A 16167-nucleotide genomic window follows, 5' to 3' on the forward strand; every position below is an offset into this window, starting at 1 on the left:
CGACAGTGGACGCTAACCCTGAGCTACTGACGCATGTTTCAACGATATACTATCGGATAATATATTGAGGGGCCTAAGGCGCGTGCGCCTTCTCGATACAGTCGGTTCGCGCGTGATGGCCCTGATTGTCAGCACGACATTACCGTTGGCGACCATTGCGAGCGTTCTGGCGTGGCATAGTTACATCGTGGCCACAGAGAACAGTGCCACGCGAATTATCAATGCAGCGCATCGAGCCAAGATCGACGTCCAGCAGGATATAGGGCGAAGCCAGATATCTCTTGAAATGTTTTCGGATATGGGACTTCCCAGCTCCAATATCGACCATATTGCTCGGCTGCTTCAGAGCGTGTCACTTAATCACTACTGCTCGATTGCACTGATTGACAGAAATGGAAAAACCCTGTCGTCATTCTCCGACATCACGAAAAGTACAATTCAATGCGGTGGCGTCAGTTTCCCGCTTTCTGCCGGCGATAAGTGGCGCAGCATTTCAGTTGTTCCAAAGCATCAGACCGTCAGATTGCTGGCCGCCGGAAATATATCACTTATACAGGTCATTTCACCTACATCTTATACGAATGCTGAAGGACAGCCGGCATCCGGCGCTCTGGTGGTTGTGAAGATACTCTCCCTGACGACACAAAGCTGGGACACAAGAAACGCACAATTCGCCATCGAAGCAAACGATGCTGCCGCAATCTGGCTCGTGGGCTCAGACAAAAATCCCCTTCTTTTATTTCACAGTGGAGATGCTCCCACCCCGTGGCCCCAAAATATTATCAAGCGCTTGACAGAAGATCGTAAGAGAAACAGCATCGAAGACCACTTTCACGATGGAAATACATATTACGCGATAGTTCCTGTCTTCAACGACATAAATCTTGTTGCAAGTTCACAGAGGACAGCATCCGAAAATTACGCTCTCCATGTTTTTGTCGCTCGACTTCTTCTTATTGTTTCTCTCTTGGCCATCGAACTTCTGCTCGTTGCTTTTGCCGCACATTCGTATCTTGTCGATCCTTTGGAAAGACTTGCCTTAAGCGTTGCCGAGTGGCGGCGGCACAATGTTTTTGAACCAGAGTTACCAAAAGCGATCCCTCTCGAAATTCGTCACCTTGAACGCGCCTTTCGACGGGCAACGGCGCGGCTCACCCGTCACGAGACGAGGCTGCGGCGTGCCGCCAAGCAGCAGGATATATTGATCCGGGAAATCCATCATCGCGTTAAGAACAACCTGCAAATCGTGGCGTCGCTGCTGAACCTGCAAGCGAACCGTATTAGCGAACCCGAGGCCCAGAAAGAATTCCGCCTAGTGCGTGATCGTGTGCGGACATTGGCGACCTTGCATCGTTACCTTTATCCGGCAGGCGGGGTTGCCAATCTCGATATCAAGGCCTTCCTGACCGAACTTTGCAGCCAGATTTTCCTGTCCTATGGGCAGGCCACGAATGGGCGGATAAAGCTCGTCACAAGGATTGAAGCTGTTTCGATTTCCCCGGATCAGGCGGTTCCGGTTTCGCTCATCGTCGGTGAAGTCATCAACAACGCCCTGCGTTTCGCCTTTCCTGACGAACGGGAAGGAGAAATTTCTGTATCCCTTACGATGCAGGACACTCATTGCACACTGGAGATCACCGACAACGGCATTGGAATGGCTCAGATGTCCAAGAACAATGGCATGCCACCCCGCACGAAAGGCATAGGGCTTCAGCTCATAACCGGCTTTGCCAGGCAAATAAATGCCAAGCTGGACATCAGAAAAGATAACGGAACATCATATCGCCTGACCTTCGAGCCTGCCCCGTCACGTAAACCCGCTGAAGGCGTCAGATCTCTCACCGAGACGAAAAACACGATCCCGCGTCAGGTTGGTCCTGAAGACTAAGACCAATCCGCCGGTCAGTATTGCCTAAATGTTCGGCAATCTCGGGCAAAACCTCTACCCGAAAGCGACCCGGGCTTCTATATGGCGCCAATGAGCGCCGTGGATAAAAAAATCGTCCGGAAATGGGTAGCGCAGCAGGCCGGTCCCGGTCGACGCGCAGCTTTGCCGAGCATCGTATTCGGCTTGCTGATAACGACGCTAGGGATAACGCAGGCTTGGCTTGTCGCTGTTTTGCTTGCGGCGGCAATTACCCATACGTCCCAATCGATTCAGCGGATCTTCATTGAACTGGGCGTTGCGATCGTCCTTCGGGCAATCTGTCAATATCTTCAGGATGTCAGTGCTACACGTGCCGGCATCGCTGCTAGGCGGCGGTTGCGACGCGAAGTTCTGGAATCGATCGTTGCGGAAGGACCGGGGCTGCTCAGGCGTCGTCATAGCAGCGCCATCGCCAGCCTGATCGTTGATCGCATCGAGGTACTCGATGGGTATTTCGCACGCTGGATGCCCGCCTCGGTGCAGTGGATCGCTTCGCCCTGCATTGTCCTCCTTGGTTTGGCTTTCCTGGCTCCGCACGTGATATGGATCTTTGCCATATGTGGTCTCGCAGTGCCTGTCGCGCAGGCCATATTCGGTATTGGGGCAGGGCTGGCGGCGCGTAACCAGTTTCTTGCGATGACGCGCCTGCAAACGCGATTTTTGGACCGCGTTCGCGGTATTGCGACCATTGTTATCGCCGGTGCTGTCGATCGTGAAGCGAGCGCATTACAGGAAAAAGCCGACGACTTGCGGCAGCGCACCATGCGGATTCTCCGAATTGCCTTTCTGTCCTCCGCGGCAATCGATATCGCCATGGTAGCGGCAATCATTGCATTGGTCATATCCGAGGGCGTGACGCTACGTCACGGCTCCATGACAATGCCGGAATTGGCGCGCGCACTGGTGGCATTACTACTGGTGCCGGAGTTCTTTGCGCCGTTGCGGGCTCTTGCACTCGCTTATCAGGATCGCGCTCATGCCAGCGGCGCGGCGGAAGCAATGAACGATCTAATACAACCCGATGCAATGGCGTCTGCCACGATCCCGTTCGAGAGCCGATCGATTACCATAAGGGTTTCGAACGTGTCGTTCAGCTGGAACGCGACACGCGGTCCGGTTTTGCAACAGGTAAACTTCGACGTCAGGCCAGGAGAGATTCTGGTGCTGGAAGGCCGTTCGGGGGCTGGAAAGTCGACGCTGATCGAACTTCTTCTGGGCTTTATCCAGCCGGGCGACGGGAACATTTTCTTCGACGGACACGATATCGCCAAGCTGGCGCCCAGGACAATTGCAGGCTCTCTCGCATGGATTGGACAAAAACCCGTAATTTTCGCCGGCACGCTTCGGGAGAATATTCTGTTCGGCAAACCCACTGCATCTGAGCAGGACATGCAGGCTGCACTGAAAGCTGCAGCGATCGACAGCTATCTGCCGGACCTTCCATCGGGTCTTGATACCGTCATCGGTGAGGGCGGCTTTGGCCTTTCAGGTGGACAGGCGCAGCGCATCGCGATCGCACGCGCCTATCTCAAGGATGCGCCGATCCTGTTGCTCGATGAACCGACCGCTCACCTTGACCCTGTGACGGAGCAAGGCATCGTCAACGCGCTGGCGCAACTCGCGAAAGGACGCACTGTCGTTCTTTGTAGCCATTCAAGGGCGCTTCGCGCTCTGGGCACGCGCGTTCTGCAACTTGAACGTGGTTGCTTGCTGGAGCATGCAGCATGAGCGACGCGATAAACGACAAGCGGCCCTCCGCAAAAACCCTTCACATGGATCAGACAGTCGCGGGAACAATCGCGCCATTACGCGAGATCATCGCGATATGGCGACCCTATCGCGGTCGTCTGCTTCTGGGAGGATTGTTGTCGCTATGTGCTCTGGCGTCTGGCCTTATGCTGATGGGGGCTGCCGGCGGACGTCTTGCCGGCGCCGCTATTGGGCTTAGCGTTGCCTACATCGCCGTTCGGCTCGCCGGTATCGGGCGGATCGTCCTGCGATATGTCGAACGTCTTTTCACTCACGATGCCATGTTCCGCGCCCTGGCGGCGGTTCGCGTATGGTTTTACCGAAAGCTTGCCACCAGTTCCGCGGCCGGACTCGGCTTCCGGCGATCGGGCGACCTGCTTTCCCGCCTGGTCTCCGATATCGAGACTCTCGACAGCCTGTATCTGCGCCTGGCAATACCGCTTGCCGGGGCAGTTCTTGCGGGACCGGTCGTCTCCGTTATCGGCTGGCGCACTGAGCACGGACTTGGTCTTGGCCTCGCAGTCCTGTTCGCGCTGAGTGCATTCGCCTTTCCGGCCATCGCCGCATATGTCGCCCGTCGTAACGGCGCAGCCTTGTCGCAGGCTGAGGTCGATCTTCGCATTGCAGCGCTCGATTTCTCCGGCGGCCTGCGTGAAGCTCGTGCATTTGAAGCCGAAGCGCAGTTGGTGGACCGCATCGAGGCGCGTCAGGAGCAATTATACACGTTTCAGCAACAGCAATCCCGTCGCCTGGCCATAGCTGGCGCCTCGTCCTTTTTATGTAGCCAGATTGCCATCCTGCTTGCTCTCGGGGCGATATCCGTCTGGGGCTCTGTGCATGTCGATCTCCTTCAGGCGACGATCCTGCTTTTTATCGTTATTGCCGTGTTCGAGGGGACAATGGGCCTGACTCGTGCCGGGCTGACGTTCGCGCAGGTCAGCCACGCTGCACTTCGCGTTTCCGAGGTCGCGCGCAGTCAGCAACACGCTGGCACAACCGCCGTCATTCCTGCCATGCGCGGGGACATCGTCCTGAACGATATCAGTTTTCGCTGGGCAGACGATCGCAGGCCCGTGTTCAAAAACATGACGCTGACGATCCGGTGCGGCGAACGTGTCGCCCTGCTGGGGCCGTCAGGCAGTGGCAAATCAAGCCTTGCCGCCCTTCTCCTGAAGGTCGTCACCCCAGACAGCGGCAGCATCGTCTTTGCCGGAGATGACATAGCGGGTCTCGATACGGACCAATGGCGGAAGCGCATCGCCTGGTTATCGCAAAGTACACATCTCTTTGATGACACCATCCGCAACAATCTGCTTCTCGTCCGCCCGGAGGCTACAGACGAGGCGCTATGGCATGCACTGGATCAGGCCAGGATAGGGGATTTCGTCCGCGCGTTACCGGATGGCCTGGACGCCTGGATCGGGGAAGGGGGCTCACGCCTTTCTGGCGGGCAGGGCCGGAGAATTGCGCTCGCACGGACCCTGCTGAGTGACGCGCCAATCCTGATTCTCGACGAGCCTGCGACCGGACTCGATGCGGACACCGAACGGGATTTTCTCCGAACGTTGAATGAGACGACCACGGGTCGTACGGTGTTGCTGATTGCACATCGGCTGACGGGTATCGAGAAACTCGACCGCGTCTGGCGCCTTCAGGACGGTCAGGCTGTCGCCATGCCCCTATGAGAATAAGGCGCTATTGCCATAGTGTTGACGTAACGTCCCAAGCGGTGCACCAACGCACTGCAACTAAATCCCCAAGAAGGAATCTGACCAACATGCGTCGTTCGTCCCTGCTTCTTTCCCTGACGGCGGCGGCGCTGCTCGGCGCGTGTTCGACTTCAAGTGATCGCGATCGGTATCCGGTGTTTTTCGACACCGCGTCCACGACAATTTCGCCGGTCGCCAGTGATATTATCGCAAAGGCAGCTGCCGATGCGCGGAACACACATGCCTCGACGATTGAAGTGATCGGCCATGCCGGTGCGCACGGCAATCTCTCCGCAGACGAACTGCTGGCCATGACACGCGCGAAGAATGTCGCGGCTCAGCTCGCCACTGACGGCGTAGGCGACGCAAAAATCACGCAGTTCGCGTTGCCGCCCTCAAACAATCAGGATGCCGCCGTTGCTTCTCGTGTGGTGACCATCGAGATCGATCCGAACGTTCCTTAAGGTCGCCACACGGTTTGGAGTTTGTCAGAAACGACTTTGCCACCCCCTCTCCGGCGACCGAGGACAGGTCGCCGGAGGCTGTCCTGCGGCGCGTTTTTGGCTTCACGGCATTTCGTGGTCTGCAGGCGGATGCTGTCGATACCGTTATGCGCGGCGAGGACGCACTTGTTCTCATGCCGACAGGCGGCGGCAAGAGCCTTTGCTATCAGGTTCCTGCCTTGTGCCGGGACGGCATGGGACTGGTGGTGTCACCCCTGATCGCCCTGATGGACGATCAGGTCGCAGCTCTGCGACAGCTTGGCGTCAACGCGGCGGCTCTCCATTCTGAACTGGAAGATGACGATCTCGCGCGGATCCGCAGCGACATCGCCAGTTCAAAACTCGATATACTCTACATCTCGCCCGAAAGACTTCTGTCACCCGGCACGATCGCATATCTGGCCAAAAGGCGCCTTTCGGTCATCGCGATCGACGAGGCGCATTGCATTTCGGCCTGGGGCCACGAGTTTCGTCCGGAATATCGCGGGCTGGCAGCATTGCCCGGCGTTTTCCCGAACGTGCCGCGTATTGCGCTGACCGCGACGGCCGATCAGAGAACACGCGACGATATTCTCGACGCCCTGGACATGCGGCATGCGCGGCAGTTTATCGCCAGCTTCCATCGCTCAAACCTGTTTGTGTCCGTCCGCCCCAAGACGCAGGAAACGCGGCAGCTGGAAGATATGCTGCAGAGCCGTAAGGACGCAGCCTCCATTGTATACTGTGGCAGCCGCAACAAGACGGAGCGCGTCGCACGAAGTCTGAATGAGCGCGGCTTTCGGGCGCTGCCATTTCATGCCGGACTGTCACCTCAGGAGAAGCGTGCAACGTTGACGCGTTTCCGCAGCGGCGAACCCATTGTCATCGTTGCCACGATCGCGTTCGGCATGGGAATCGACCGTCCCGATGTGCGTTGCGTCGTGCATCTCGACATGCCAGCGTCGCCGGAGGCCTATTATCAGCAGATCGGCCGGGCAGGGCGAGACGGGCAGCGCGCCGATACGTTGCTTCTTTATGGTGGCGAAGACATCGCACGTGCGCGGCACTGGCTCGAATTATCGAACGCGCCGGATCGTGAGAAGCGCGAGATGCACGCACGTCTCGAAAGCATGATCGCCTTGACGGAGAGTGTGTCATGCCGGACGCAGGCCCTGCTCTCATGCTTCGGTGAAACCCTGTCGGTCGCGTGCGGTCACTGTGACAATTGCAAAACGCCCGTTTCGACCTTCGATGGAACCGAAGCGGCTCAGAAAGTTCTCTCGGCGATCTATCGAACCAATCAGCGATTTGGTGCCGTCCACCTGGCCGCCGTCCTGCGTGGCAAGAAGACAGACGCAGTAACACGTCACGCCCATCAGCACCTCTCCGTTTTCGGCGTTGGCCGTGAGCAGAGCGAAACATGGTGGCGCGGCGTCATCCGCCAGCTGATCGCTCGCGGCGCCATCCGCATTAATGGAGAGCATGGCGCTCTCGGCCTCGTAACTGATATTGCTCGCCCCATTCTTCGCGGCGAGGAGCGTATCCTGCTTCGCAATGATCCTACGGCCAGCCTTCGAGAGGTTGTCAGCCGCAATAATGCTGCCGAAAACCTCTCTGAAGAAGCCGCGAGACGTTTCGACTCTCTTCGGGCATGGCGCCTCGGTGAGGCGAGGGAGCAGGAGATTCCGCCCTATGTCATTTTCCACGACTCAGTCCTGCGGGAGATCGCCATCGACAGACCTGCGGACCTTGAAACACTGGCAAGACTGAAAGGGGTAGGCGGGTCCAAACTTGAACGCTACGGCGTCGCTGTGCTGGCAGCGCTCGAAAAAGCCGAACGTTGATCGCCGGCTTTCCCCGTCTCGCCTCCTGATCGCGACCAGTTCTAGTGCCCCCGCACTTCGAACTGAACGGTCGTCGATGAGCCACCGAGAAAATAGAAGGTAAACGGCGTTTTGTCGCCAACCTGCATGTCCTGTTTTATCTCCCGGCATACGAGATGGTATCCTCCCTCCGGAAACACCATCGTCACCTGATGTGGCAGGGCCAGATGAGTGAAAAGCACATCTGTCTGGGAGTTCGCTTCCTGGTCGGTATGCCGGATGACCAGAGAACCACACGCCGGCGTCGAGACATTGGTCAGGAGGTGGTTTTCGTGCCCGTTATTGGTGATGGTGAAAAAGGCGGCGCCGATGTCGTGTCTGTGTTGCCCGTAACGGATCCAGCCGGAAACCGAGATATCATGCGCGGCATCCTTCTGGCCCGGAACATCGGCATTCATGTTGTCCGCCGACATCGGTTCTTGCGCTGCATCGGCCCTTTGAATATTCGCACCGGCAATAACACATAGAAGCGTGATCCCCGCCGCTCCGCGGGCCATGGAAGAAAAATTACGAAAACCTTGCATGTGTCTCACCGATACGCTCCTTACTCCTGCCACTCGCCATGTCGCGATGCGCCGACATCATTGAAGGACTGACGATGCATTGCCCGTTCTGCGGCCATGAAGATACGCAGGTCAAGGACAGCCGTTCCACAGATGACGGTGCTGCGATTCGTCGCCGCCGCGTTTGTGGAGGGTGTGGCCAACGCTTCACCACGATCGAACGTGTGCAGTTGCGCGAACTGGTGGTCATCAAGATGGATGGTCGTCGGACGCCTTTTGATCGCGACAAACTCGCGCGCTCCATCCGCGTCGCCCTGAGGAAACGCCCCGTGGACGAGGAACGCCAGGAACGTATTGTCAATGGACTGGTGCGGCAGCTCGAAGCATCTGGCGAACATGAGATTTCCAGCGCCAGGATCGGCGAATTGGCCATGGAGGCGTTGCATCGTGTCGATGGTGTGGCATATGTGCGCTTCGCAAGCGTCTATCGCGATTTCAGGGAGGTGCAGGCGTTTTCCCAGTTGCTGACGGACATGCAGCCGGACGACGACGAACCGCCACGCCCATCGCATCCTACTTTGTGATTCTCTCGCAATATCGACAAACCGTCTCTATCTCGCCGGAATAACTGATGAACCAGCAGCCTCAGAACTCACCGAAACGCTCACGAACAACAGCGCGCGTCGCTGCGGTTCAAGCCCTCTTTCAGTGTGAGCAGGGCGGTGAAAATGCGGAGACAGTCATCAAGCAGTTCACCCGGCATCGTCTGGACGGCGAGAACAATGACGCTTTCGAGGAAGGCCAGATACCCTATGCCGACCTTCGCCTGTTTTCGGAAGTTGTGCGCGGCGTTACCCTGGCGCAGGATGCCATCGATGCCGAGTTGACCAGCACACTTCCCGATACGTGGCCACTCGAGCGTCTCGATCCCGTCCTGCGTGCCCTGCTGCGTGCCGGTGCATTCGAACTTGGCAATGACGTCGCGCCGGGTATCGTCATCAATGAATATCTTGACATTGCACATGGCTTCTTCTTCGGCGATGAACCGCGCATGGTGAATGGCATTCTGGATGCGTTGGCCCGGAAGAAAACGTCCGCCACGTGATCGCGAACGGCGAATTCAACTTTATCGCCCGGCATTTTCGCCCTCTTGCGGGAGAGGGATCGCTGGACCTACGGGACGACGCGGCGTTGATCCCGGCGCGTCCAGGTTTCGAGCTCGTCGTTTCCACGGACACGATCGTCGAAAATGTGCATTTTCTTTCCGACGATCCGGCTGAAACGGTCAGCCGCAAACTGCTTCGCGTGAATCTGTCCGACTGCGCGGCCATGGGTGCCACGCCGTTCGGCTACTTCATGAACGTCTGCCGTCCACCGGATCGCGATGATCGCTGGTTTGAATCTTTCGCAGCCGGCCTGGCGGAAGATCAGCAGCTTTTCGGTATTCATCTGCTGGGCGGCGATACGACAGGCATCAAGGGCCCACTTGTCCTTGGGGTCACAATTCTCGCCTGGGCGGTGGCGGGCAAGGCAATTCGCCGCACGACCGCGAAACCGGGCGATAACGTCTGGGTAACGGGAACGATCGGCGACGCGGCGCTGGGCCTGCTCGCCCGGCGCGGTGAACTGCCGGACCCTGACGGTTTTCTGGGCTCACGCTACCAGCTGCCGCAACCACGCCTTGGGGTCGCAACTGCACCAATCGTTCATGCTGGCATGGATATCTCGGACGGCCTTCTCCAGGATTGCGGTCATCTCGCCAGTGAAAGTCAGGTGAACATCATTATCGAGAGTCCGCTTATACCGCTTTCGAAGCAGGTGAAGGCCGCGGGCGCCGACTACTGGCCGCTATGCCTGACTGGCGGCGACGACTACGAACTTCTCCTGACGGCTCCGCCGCAGAACGCCGACGCTCTTCGGCAGCAAGCCGCAGCGGCTGGCACGGATATCACGCGAATAGGCCGGGTCACCGCGGGAACAGGAGAGGTCCAGTTGCTCGACGCAAACGGTGAGGCAATTGAACTGGCGCAGCGCGGCTGGCAGCATTTTTGATGTCGGTCTTACGCTGCGTTTGGTGAGATGGCACCTTCATACAGACGATGCACCTTGTTCGGTGTCGGCACGAGCCGCTCGACGAGATTACGCATCGGCATGTTGGATTCCAGAATCCAGCCGAGTTCCACGGCGTCATAGGGCAGGGCATCGCGTCGGGACAGCAATTCGGCGATGGCCAGTGAGGGCATAAGAGCACCGAGCACCGTTCCTCGCATTTGCTGCGACACACCCAGCAGAATGACGCGACCCGTCCGGAACTGATGGCGAACCAGACGCGCACCGAGCTTGAGCCAGCCCAATGGTGAAGGCGCTCCCCCGAGGTCACTGACGATATCGAAGACGTTCGGAACCACCATGGCCATTGCGACCGGATTGTTACCCTGATTGATCTGAACGTAGTGCTCCGGCCGCAAGAGAGGCTTCAACTGGTTAATCATGGCCGTCATTTCATATGATTGCAGCGGCACGAAGTTAAAAGTGCCCGCCCAACCGTCATTATACAGCTCACGGAGTACTTCTCCCTGCGCCGCGATCTCCTTTTTCGACAACCGCAGCGTGGAAATGTCACCGAGGCGGCCCTCTCCGGGACGCAGGGTTTGCGGCACGATGTGGCGGGCATCCGTGCTCTCGTCGAACACAAGCCGATATGTCAGGAGATCCTGAACCTTTGACAAACCATAGGCTTCCACCAGCGGGAACAGCGCCTTCGGGTGCCAGGGTGTTGCGATCATCGGAGGCTCATCCTGCCCCTCGATCATCAGTCCCGACTCGCCATGGCAACTCAATGTCACCGGCCCTCGCATTCGGGCCATACCTTGCAAACGCAACCAGTCCCGTGCCGCATCGAGCAGCGCCGATACAATGTCAGCCTGCGGGGCCGCATCAAAAGCACCGAACAGGCCGATTTTTTCGTTCCACGTCTTTATGGCAATGGGATCTACAATCGCCGCAATACGACCACAGGGCTCCGACCCGCGCCATGCGATGAAAAAGCGAATGGACGCATGCCGAAATACCGGGTTCTTTCCGGGATCGATCAGGTCCTTCTGTTCCAGATCAAGCGGCGCAACGTAGCCTTTCATATGCCGATACAGCTTGCGAGGCAGCCTGATGAACAGCGCAAGCTCTTTCCGCGTCGTGACGGGCCGCACGACGACATCTTGCTGCGACTGGTGAGCGGCAAAATCTTCCGGCAAAATGATCCTCTTTCTCGGCGGTGCTGACTGAAGCGTCGTCAATCGAATGGATCGCGTTGAATGTCACGTAACGAACAGTTTGCAAAGCGCCGCCTTATGCCAGGAAATGTTCTGATCACCGGCGCATCTGGCGGGATTGGAGCCGCAGTCGCCCGGCAATGTGCTCGTCCCGGCGTGACGCTGTTTCTCTGGGGAAGAAACATTGAGCGTTTGCAGCAGACAGCGCGAACGTGCGAACTCCGCGGCGCGGTCGCGCATGTTCGCGTTCTTGACCTTGCCAACGCGCAACAGGCATTGACCGCGCTACGGGAGGACGACGATCTGGCGCCGCTGGACGCATGCATCATGGCGGCAGGCGTGCCGGATATACGACCACCCGATGCCTTGACGGAACTACCGGAAACCGTTCTGCACATTGCCGAGGTCAATTTCACGACCCCCGTAACCCTCGCCACCGAGGCCGCCAGACGCATGGCAGAGCGGGGCGCCGGCCGTATCGTGGCTATCGGCTCCGTTGCCGCATTCCATGACCTGCCTTTCGCCACGGCTTACAGCGGTTCAAAAGCAGGCCTGCTTCGCTTCATGACAGCGCTGCACGCCGCGATGAAGCCGCACAATGTTGGCGTGACGATCGTTTCGCCTGGATATATTGATACAGCCATGAGTCGTCGCCTCGACGGTGCACGACCATTTCTGATGTCACCCGAGGCAGCGGCAAGCCGTCTGCTGCAGGCCATGAGACGACGCGACGCCCATGTCGTATTCCCGAAACCTTTCATCATTGCGCGCCTGCTTGAGATGGTTATACCGCGCCCGCTTGTTCACGCCATTCTACGGCGTGCCCGTGTTGAACAGCGTCCGCTGCAATCGTAGGACCGGGACTTGACGCCAACCCGACAAGGCGGCAACTCCTCCGGTTAACACGAAGATAAAAAAAGTGTTATCTTCTTAATAAAGTCAAAAGGGGGCCAGGATGCAGGAAATCGTTGCTGGTGATATCGGCGGAACGCATGCCCGGTTTGCGATTGCGCAGATCGACGATGGTCGTGTCGTCCATCTCGGTGAGGCGACCACACTCCGGTGTGCGGAACACGCCAGCCTGGCGCTTGCATGGGAAGCCTTTGCGCGCGAGATCGGTCGCGACCGCCTGCCACGGCACGCCGGTATCGCGGTAGCCTGCCCGGTTCAGGGCGAAATCCTGAAGATGACCAACAACCCGTGGATCATTCAGCCTGCGCAGCTTCCCCAACGACTCGGCCTCGACGAATTTGTGCTCGTCAACGACTTCGGCGCCGTCGGGCATGCCGTTGCGCAAGTCGACGAGAGCCATATGCGCCATCTCTGCGGCCCGGATCGGTCCCTGCCGCGCGAAGGTGCCGTCTCGATCATTGGCCCCGGCACAGGGCTTGGAGCCGCGTGCCTGCTTCGCCGGGACAAACGTTACTTCGTCATGGAAACCGAAGGTGGCCATGTTGATTTTTCTCCGCTCGACGAATTGGAAGACAAGATTCTTCGCGCGCTGCGGACACGTTTCCGACGCGTTTCAGCCGAGCGGATCGTCTCGGGCCCAGGTCTTACCAACCTGTATGAAGTCATTGCGGAACTGCAAGGACTTCCCGTTACCATGCGCGACAACCGCACTTTATGGAGCATGGCGATCGAGGGACGCGACAATATGGCGGCGGCGGCTCTGGAACGCTTCTGTCTCAGTCTTGGTGCGATCGCGGGGGACTTGGCACTCGCTCATGGCGCCCAGGCGGTTGTCATCGGCGGAGGATTGGGCCTGAGACTCGCCGATCGCCTTGGTTCGTCGGGCTTTGCGGAACGGTTTGTCGCGAAAGGTCGCTTCGAGACCATTATGAGCGACATGCCGGTCAAGATCATCACACATCCACAACCCGGCCTGTTCGGCGCGGCCGCAGCTTATGCTGAACGTCACCACAGACACTAGATGAGGGTCTGGCAGCGTTCATGATGGACTGATCTCGGTCGTCCAGCAGAAGATCGGCACACACTTCCTGATCCCGATCCAGCCGGGGCTCGCCGAGGTCATCGCCCTGGCGTCGGATGACCACAAGACGTGACTCGGGAACACCTATAAGGCGGTCGCGTCCGCTGCCAGCCTGGGCAACCAGTTTCGGGAATGGGCGAATGCCGCAAATGTGGCGTCCGACACATCAGGCCATGGCCTGCGGAAAGCGGCTGCCCGCCGACTCGCGGAAGCCGGTTGCACGACGCACCAGATCGCGGCCATTACGGGACACAAGACGCTCTCCGAGGTGGAGCGATACACGCGCGCTGTCGATCAAAGAAAGCTGGCGCAAGAGGCGATGGAAAGGATGGCCGCTGTAAAACGCAATTCGCCGTTTTACCAAAAGGCTCGAAAAAACCCGGATTTCTGCGGTTTTGATAGCGGGGTGGAGGTCCGGGCGGGAATCGAACCCACATACGCGGATTTGCAGTCCGCTACATAACCATTCTGCCACCGGACCAGCGGCTTGGAGCGCTATATCCCTCCTGTGGCGGATCGGGTCAAGAGCGTAATTTCCGTTTGATCTGATCCTTCGTGATTTTCTTTCTCCCCTCAGGCGCGTTATTAATCGTCTGTTTACTTAATATGGCGATAACGTCGGTTATCCGAACTGTGGAGCGGCAGATCGCCACTGCAGAATTTAGGGATTTTGATGAAACGTTATACGCCAGTCAGCCTGGGACTGATGTCGCTGCTCTACAGTGGGACCGCCCTTGCCCAGAAGTATGACGGATCGGGATCTCCGACCTTTCTTCCACACACATTGCAGGAAGCGTTGGCAGCAGCTTATCTGACCAATCCACAGCTGCAACAGGAGCGCGCAACCCTACGTGCGGCGGATGAGCAGGTTCCTACGGCTCTGGCAGGTTGGCGCCCGACCATTCAGGGACAGGCGGCTCTATCATATTATCAGGGCTCGACGAACTACGGTGCCCAAGGGCCATCGCCAGGGTCAGCGCTCGGCTCGCCAGCCTATAACCGCGTCTATTCAACGCCAGGCTATCAAGGCGGGGTGACGATTACGCAGCCGCTTTATCAGGGGGGGCATACGACATCTGCGACGCATCAGGCGGTCAACAACGTTATGGCCGAACGTGCGCATCTCATTGCGACGGAGCAGCAGGTTTTCATGAGCGTCGTCAACGCCTATGTCGGCGTTCTTGAAGACGAGCAGTTGCTCCAGATCAACATCAACAACGAACATGTTCTGCAAGAGCAATTGCAGGCCACGCAGGAACGCTTCCGCATCGGCGAGATTACAAGGACCGATGTGGCACAGGCTCAGGCCGCGCTTGCAACGGCAACGGCAACCCGGCAGCAGGCCGAGGGGACACTTCAAACGGCACAGGCCACCTATCTACAAGCCGTCGGCCTGCCGCCTGCACCCAATCTTGTTGCCCCTCAGCCACTCAATCTCCCAGTTCATTCAGAAGCTGAAGCAGCAAAAACAGCGTCGGACAACAACCCAAATGTCGTCAATGCCCTGTTTACGGAGGCCGCACAAAAGGACGCCGTCGCCGTCGCGATATCGCAGATTCTTCCGAAGATCTCAGCGGAAGCCGCATACCAGCACTCGGTTAACCAAGGCTATGGCCATATGCTGACCGATAACAAATATGCATTACTCAATTTTAATGTTCCGATCTACCAAGGCGGTTCGGAATACGCCGCTGTCCGACAAGCACGCCAGCAAGCCGAAGCTGCCCGACGAAACGTTGACCTGCAAAGACGTACCGCGCTTCAACAGGCGTCGTCGAATTATCAGCAAATGGCCTCCTACAAAGCGGCTATCTCCAGCAATCGGCTGGCGATTTCGGCAAACGTTGTCGCCTTGGATGGAGTCGAGAGGCAGGCCATCGTTGGAACGAGTTCGACACTTGAAGTCTTGCAGCAGCAAGGCACTTTGCTGCAATCGCAAGTGGCACTTGTTCAAAGTCTCAGTAATCTCGTCATCTCGTCGTATAACGTTGCTGCGGCTATTGGGCGGCTTACAGCAGTCGATCTCAAGCTCGATGTCCCGCTTTATAACGAGAAAGCATACTATAACGCAGTCAAGGATCGCCTCTGGGGGATTAGTGACTATGCAATGAACCAGCCAGGACGGTAGAAAATATGGAAGAGAATACGGACCTGTCGTCGCCTGCAAAACGGGCGCCGGAAAACGACCACTCAATGTCCGATGTTCTGCACTCCATTCGCCAGATTTTACAGGACGATGAAATGGAAACAGACGTGACGCGTCAACGGGCTCAGTCAGCACCGGAGACACTGGTCCTCGACTCAAGTATGCGCGTGGTGCCGGCACGATCGATTAACACGAAAAATTCCGACCACGAACTGCTGAGTGACGACATACAAGCTGCAACAAACCGCTCCTTCGAAACTTTGCAGAGCGCGCTTGATGCGCAGCCCGCATCCGGTCATATCATTGCACGAACGACGGCGGTCACGAACGGTGCGTCGTTGACAATTGAGGACTTGGTTCGACAGGAAGTTCGCCAGATGGTCGGCGGCTGGCTCGAAGCCAATCTCCCATCGATGGTCGAAACACTCGTTCGTGCAGAAATTTCGCGCATGACCAGCCGCCGATAGATTGAATCGGCGGTCGATACCGCCCGAAATCTATAGGAA

At 57.8% G+C, this 16167-nt stretch carries 14 protein-coding genes, 1 tRNA gene and 1 pseudogene; 13 read left to right on the forward strand and 3 right to left on the reverse strand.

Annotation, left to right across the window (positions count from 1 at the left end; translation table 11 throughout):
* The first annotated feature begins 82 nt into the window (after positions 1-82).
* The 5 genes from A0U93_RS02240 to recQ all read left to right on the forward strand — a co-directional run bounded on the left by A0U93_RS02240 (position 83) and on the right by recQ (position 7711).
* Positions 83-1888: a sensor histidine kinase gene (locus A0U93_RS02240; RefSeq protein WP_077805920.1), complete on the forward strand. Its 1806-nt coding sequence runs from the start codon at positions 83-85 to the stop codon at positions 1886-1888.
* A gap of 90 nt (positions 1889-1978) precedes the next feature.
* Complete coding sequence (gene cydD / locus A0U93_RS02245; protein WP_077805921.1) at positions 1979-3655, forward strand: thiol reductant ABC exporter subunit CydD; 1677 nt, start codon at positions 1979-1981, stop codon at positions 3653-3655.
* A 44-nt stretch (positions 3656-3699) separates the two neighbouring features.
* Positions 3700-5361, forward strand: coding sequence for a thiol reductant ABC exporter subunit CydC (gene cydC, locus A0U93_RS02250; protein WP_077808261.1), 1662 nt, complete (start codon positions 3700-3702; stop codon positions 5359-5361).
* A 92-nt stretch (positions 5362-5453) separates the two neighbouring features.
* The gene (locus A0U93_RS02255; protein ID WP_169852677.1) at positions 5454-5849 is read left to right on the forward strand and encodes an OmpA family protein; all 396 of its coding nucleotides are present in this window, start codon (positions 5454-5456) and stop codon (positions 5847-5849) included.
* A gap of 14 nt (positions 5850-5863) precedes the next feature.
* Positions 5864-7711: a DNA helicase RecQ gene (recQ, locus tag A0U93_RS02260; RefSeq protein WP_077805923.1), complete on the forward strand. Its 1848-nt coding sequence runs from the start codon at positions 5864-5866 to the stop codon at positions 7709-7711.
* A gap of 41 nt (positions 7712-7752) precedes the next feature.
* Here recQ and A0U93_RS02265 read toward each other — a convergent pair whose 3' ends face one another.
* Positions 7753-8274 (reverse strand): copper chaperone PCu(A)C, encoded by a 522-nt coding sequence (locus A0U93_RS02265; protein ID WP_077805924.1) that lies wholly within the window; start codon positions 8272-8274, stop codon positions 7753-7755.
* Positions 8275-8348: 74 nt separating this feature from the next.
* On the opposite strand from A0U93_RS02265, the gene nrdR reads away from it, so the two are divergent.
* From nrdR to thiL, 3 genes are read left to right on the forward strand one after another with little or no spacing between them, the layout of a single operon-like run.
* Entirely contained in the window at positions 8349-8837 is a 489-nt protein-coding gene (nrdR, locus tag A0U93_RS02270; RefSeq protein ID WP_077808262.1) for a transcriptional regulator NrdR, read from the forward strand.
* Positions 8838-8884: 47 nt separating this feature from the next.
* Positions 8885-9358 carry a transcription antitermination factor NusB gene (gene nusB, locus A0U93_RS02275; protein ID WP_077805925.1) on the forward strand — a complete coding sequence of 158 codons (474 nt, stop codon included), beginning with the start codon at positions 8885-8887 and terminating at the stop codon, positions 9356-9358.
* On the forward strand, positions 9355-10305 hold the full coding sequence (gene thiL, locus A0U93_RS02280) for a thiamine-phosphate kinase (protein ID WP_077805926.1): 951 nt from the start codon (positions 9355-9357) through the stop codon (positions 10303-10305). Before nusB ends, thiL begins: the two co-directional genes overlap by 4 nt.
* An 8-nt stretch (positions 10306-10313) precedes the next feature.
* On the opposite strand, the gene A0U93_RS02285 is transcribed toward thiL, so the two are convergent.
* Complete coding sequence (locus tag A0U93_RS02285; protein ID WP_371862850.1) at positions 10314-11510, reverse strand: hypothetical protein; 1197 nt, start codon at positions 11508-11510, stop codon at positions 10314-10316.
* Positions 11511-11600: 90 nt separating this feature from the next.
* Between A0U93_RS02285 and A0U93_RS02290 the strand changes: the two genes are divergently transcribed.
* From A0U93_RS02290 to A0U93_RS17085, 3 genes and pseudogenes are all read left to right on the forward strand, one after another.
* The gene (locus A0U93_RS02290) at positions 11601-12377 is read left to right on the forward strand and encodes an SDR family NAD(P)-dependent oxidoreductase (protein ID WP_245825027.1); all 777 of its coding nucleotides are present in this window, start codon (positions 11601-11603) and stop codon (positions 12375-12377) included.
* Between the two features lie 100 nt (positions 12378-12477).
* Positions 12478-13455 carry a glucokinase gene (gene glk, locus A0U93_RS02295; RefSeq protein WP_077805929.1) on the forward strand — a complete coding sequence of 326 codons (978 nt, stop codon included), beginning with the start codon at positions 12478-12480 and terminating at the stop codon, positions 13453-13455.
* Positions 13456-13666: 211 nt separating this feature from the next.
* Positions 13667-13753 (forward strand): annotated as a pseudogene (locus tag A0U93_RS17085) (tyrosine-type recombinase/integrase); the annotation flags it as partial.
* A 169-nt stretch (positions 13754-13922) separates the two neighbouring features.
* Here the strand turns inward: A0U93_RS17085 and A0U93_RS02305 are convergent.
* Positions 13923-13996 (reverse strand) — tRNA-Cys (locus tag A0U93_RS02305).
* Positions 13997-14188: 192 nt separating this feature from the next.
* On the opposite strand from A0U93_RS02305, the gene A0U93_RS02310 reads away from it, so the two are divergent.
* Together A0U93_RS02310 and A0U93_RS02315 are read left to right on the forward strand one after the other, a co-directional pair.
* On the forward strand, positions 14189-15643 hold the full coding sequence (locus A0U93_RS02310) for a TolC family outer membrane protein (RefSeq protein ID WP_077805930.1): 1455 nt from the start codon (positions 14189-14191) through the stop codon (positions 15641-15643).
* A gap of 5 nt (positions 15644-15648) precedes the next feature.
* Positions 15649-16128, forward strand: a complete 480-nt coding sequence (locus tag A0U93_RS02315; protein ID WP_077805931.1) for a DUF2497 domain-containing protein — start codon at positions 15649-15651, stop codon at positions 16126-16128.
* The last annotated feature ends 39 nt before the right edge of the window (positions 16129-16167 follow it).

The organism is Neoasaia chiangmaiensis (assembly GCF_002005465.1).
In the GTDB taxonomy this organism is placed as follows: Bacteria; Pseudomonadota; Alphaproteobacteria; order Acetobacterales; family Acetobacteraceae; genus Neoasaia; species Neoasaia chiangmaiensis.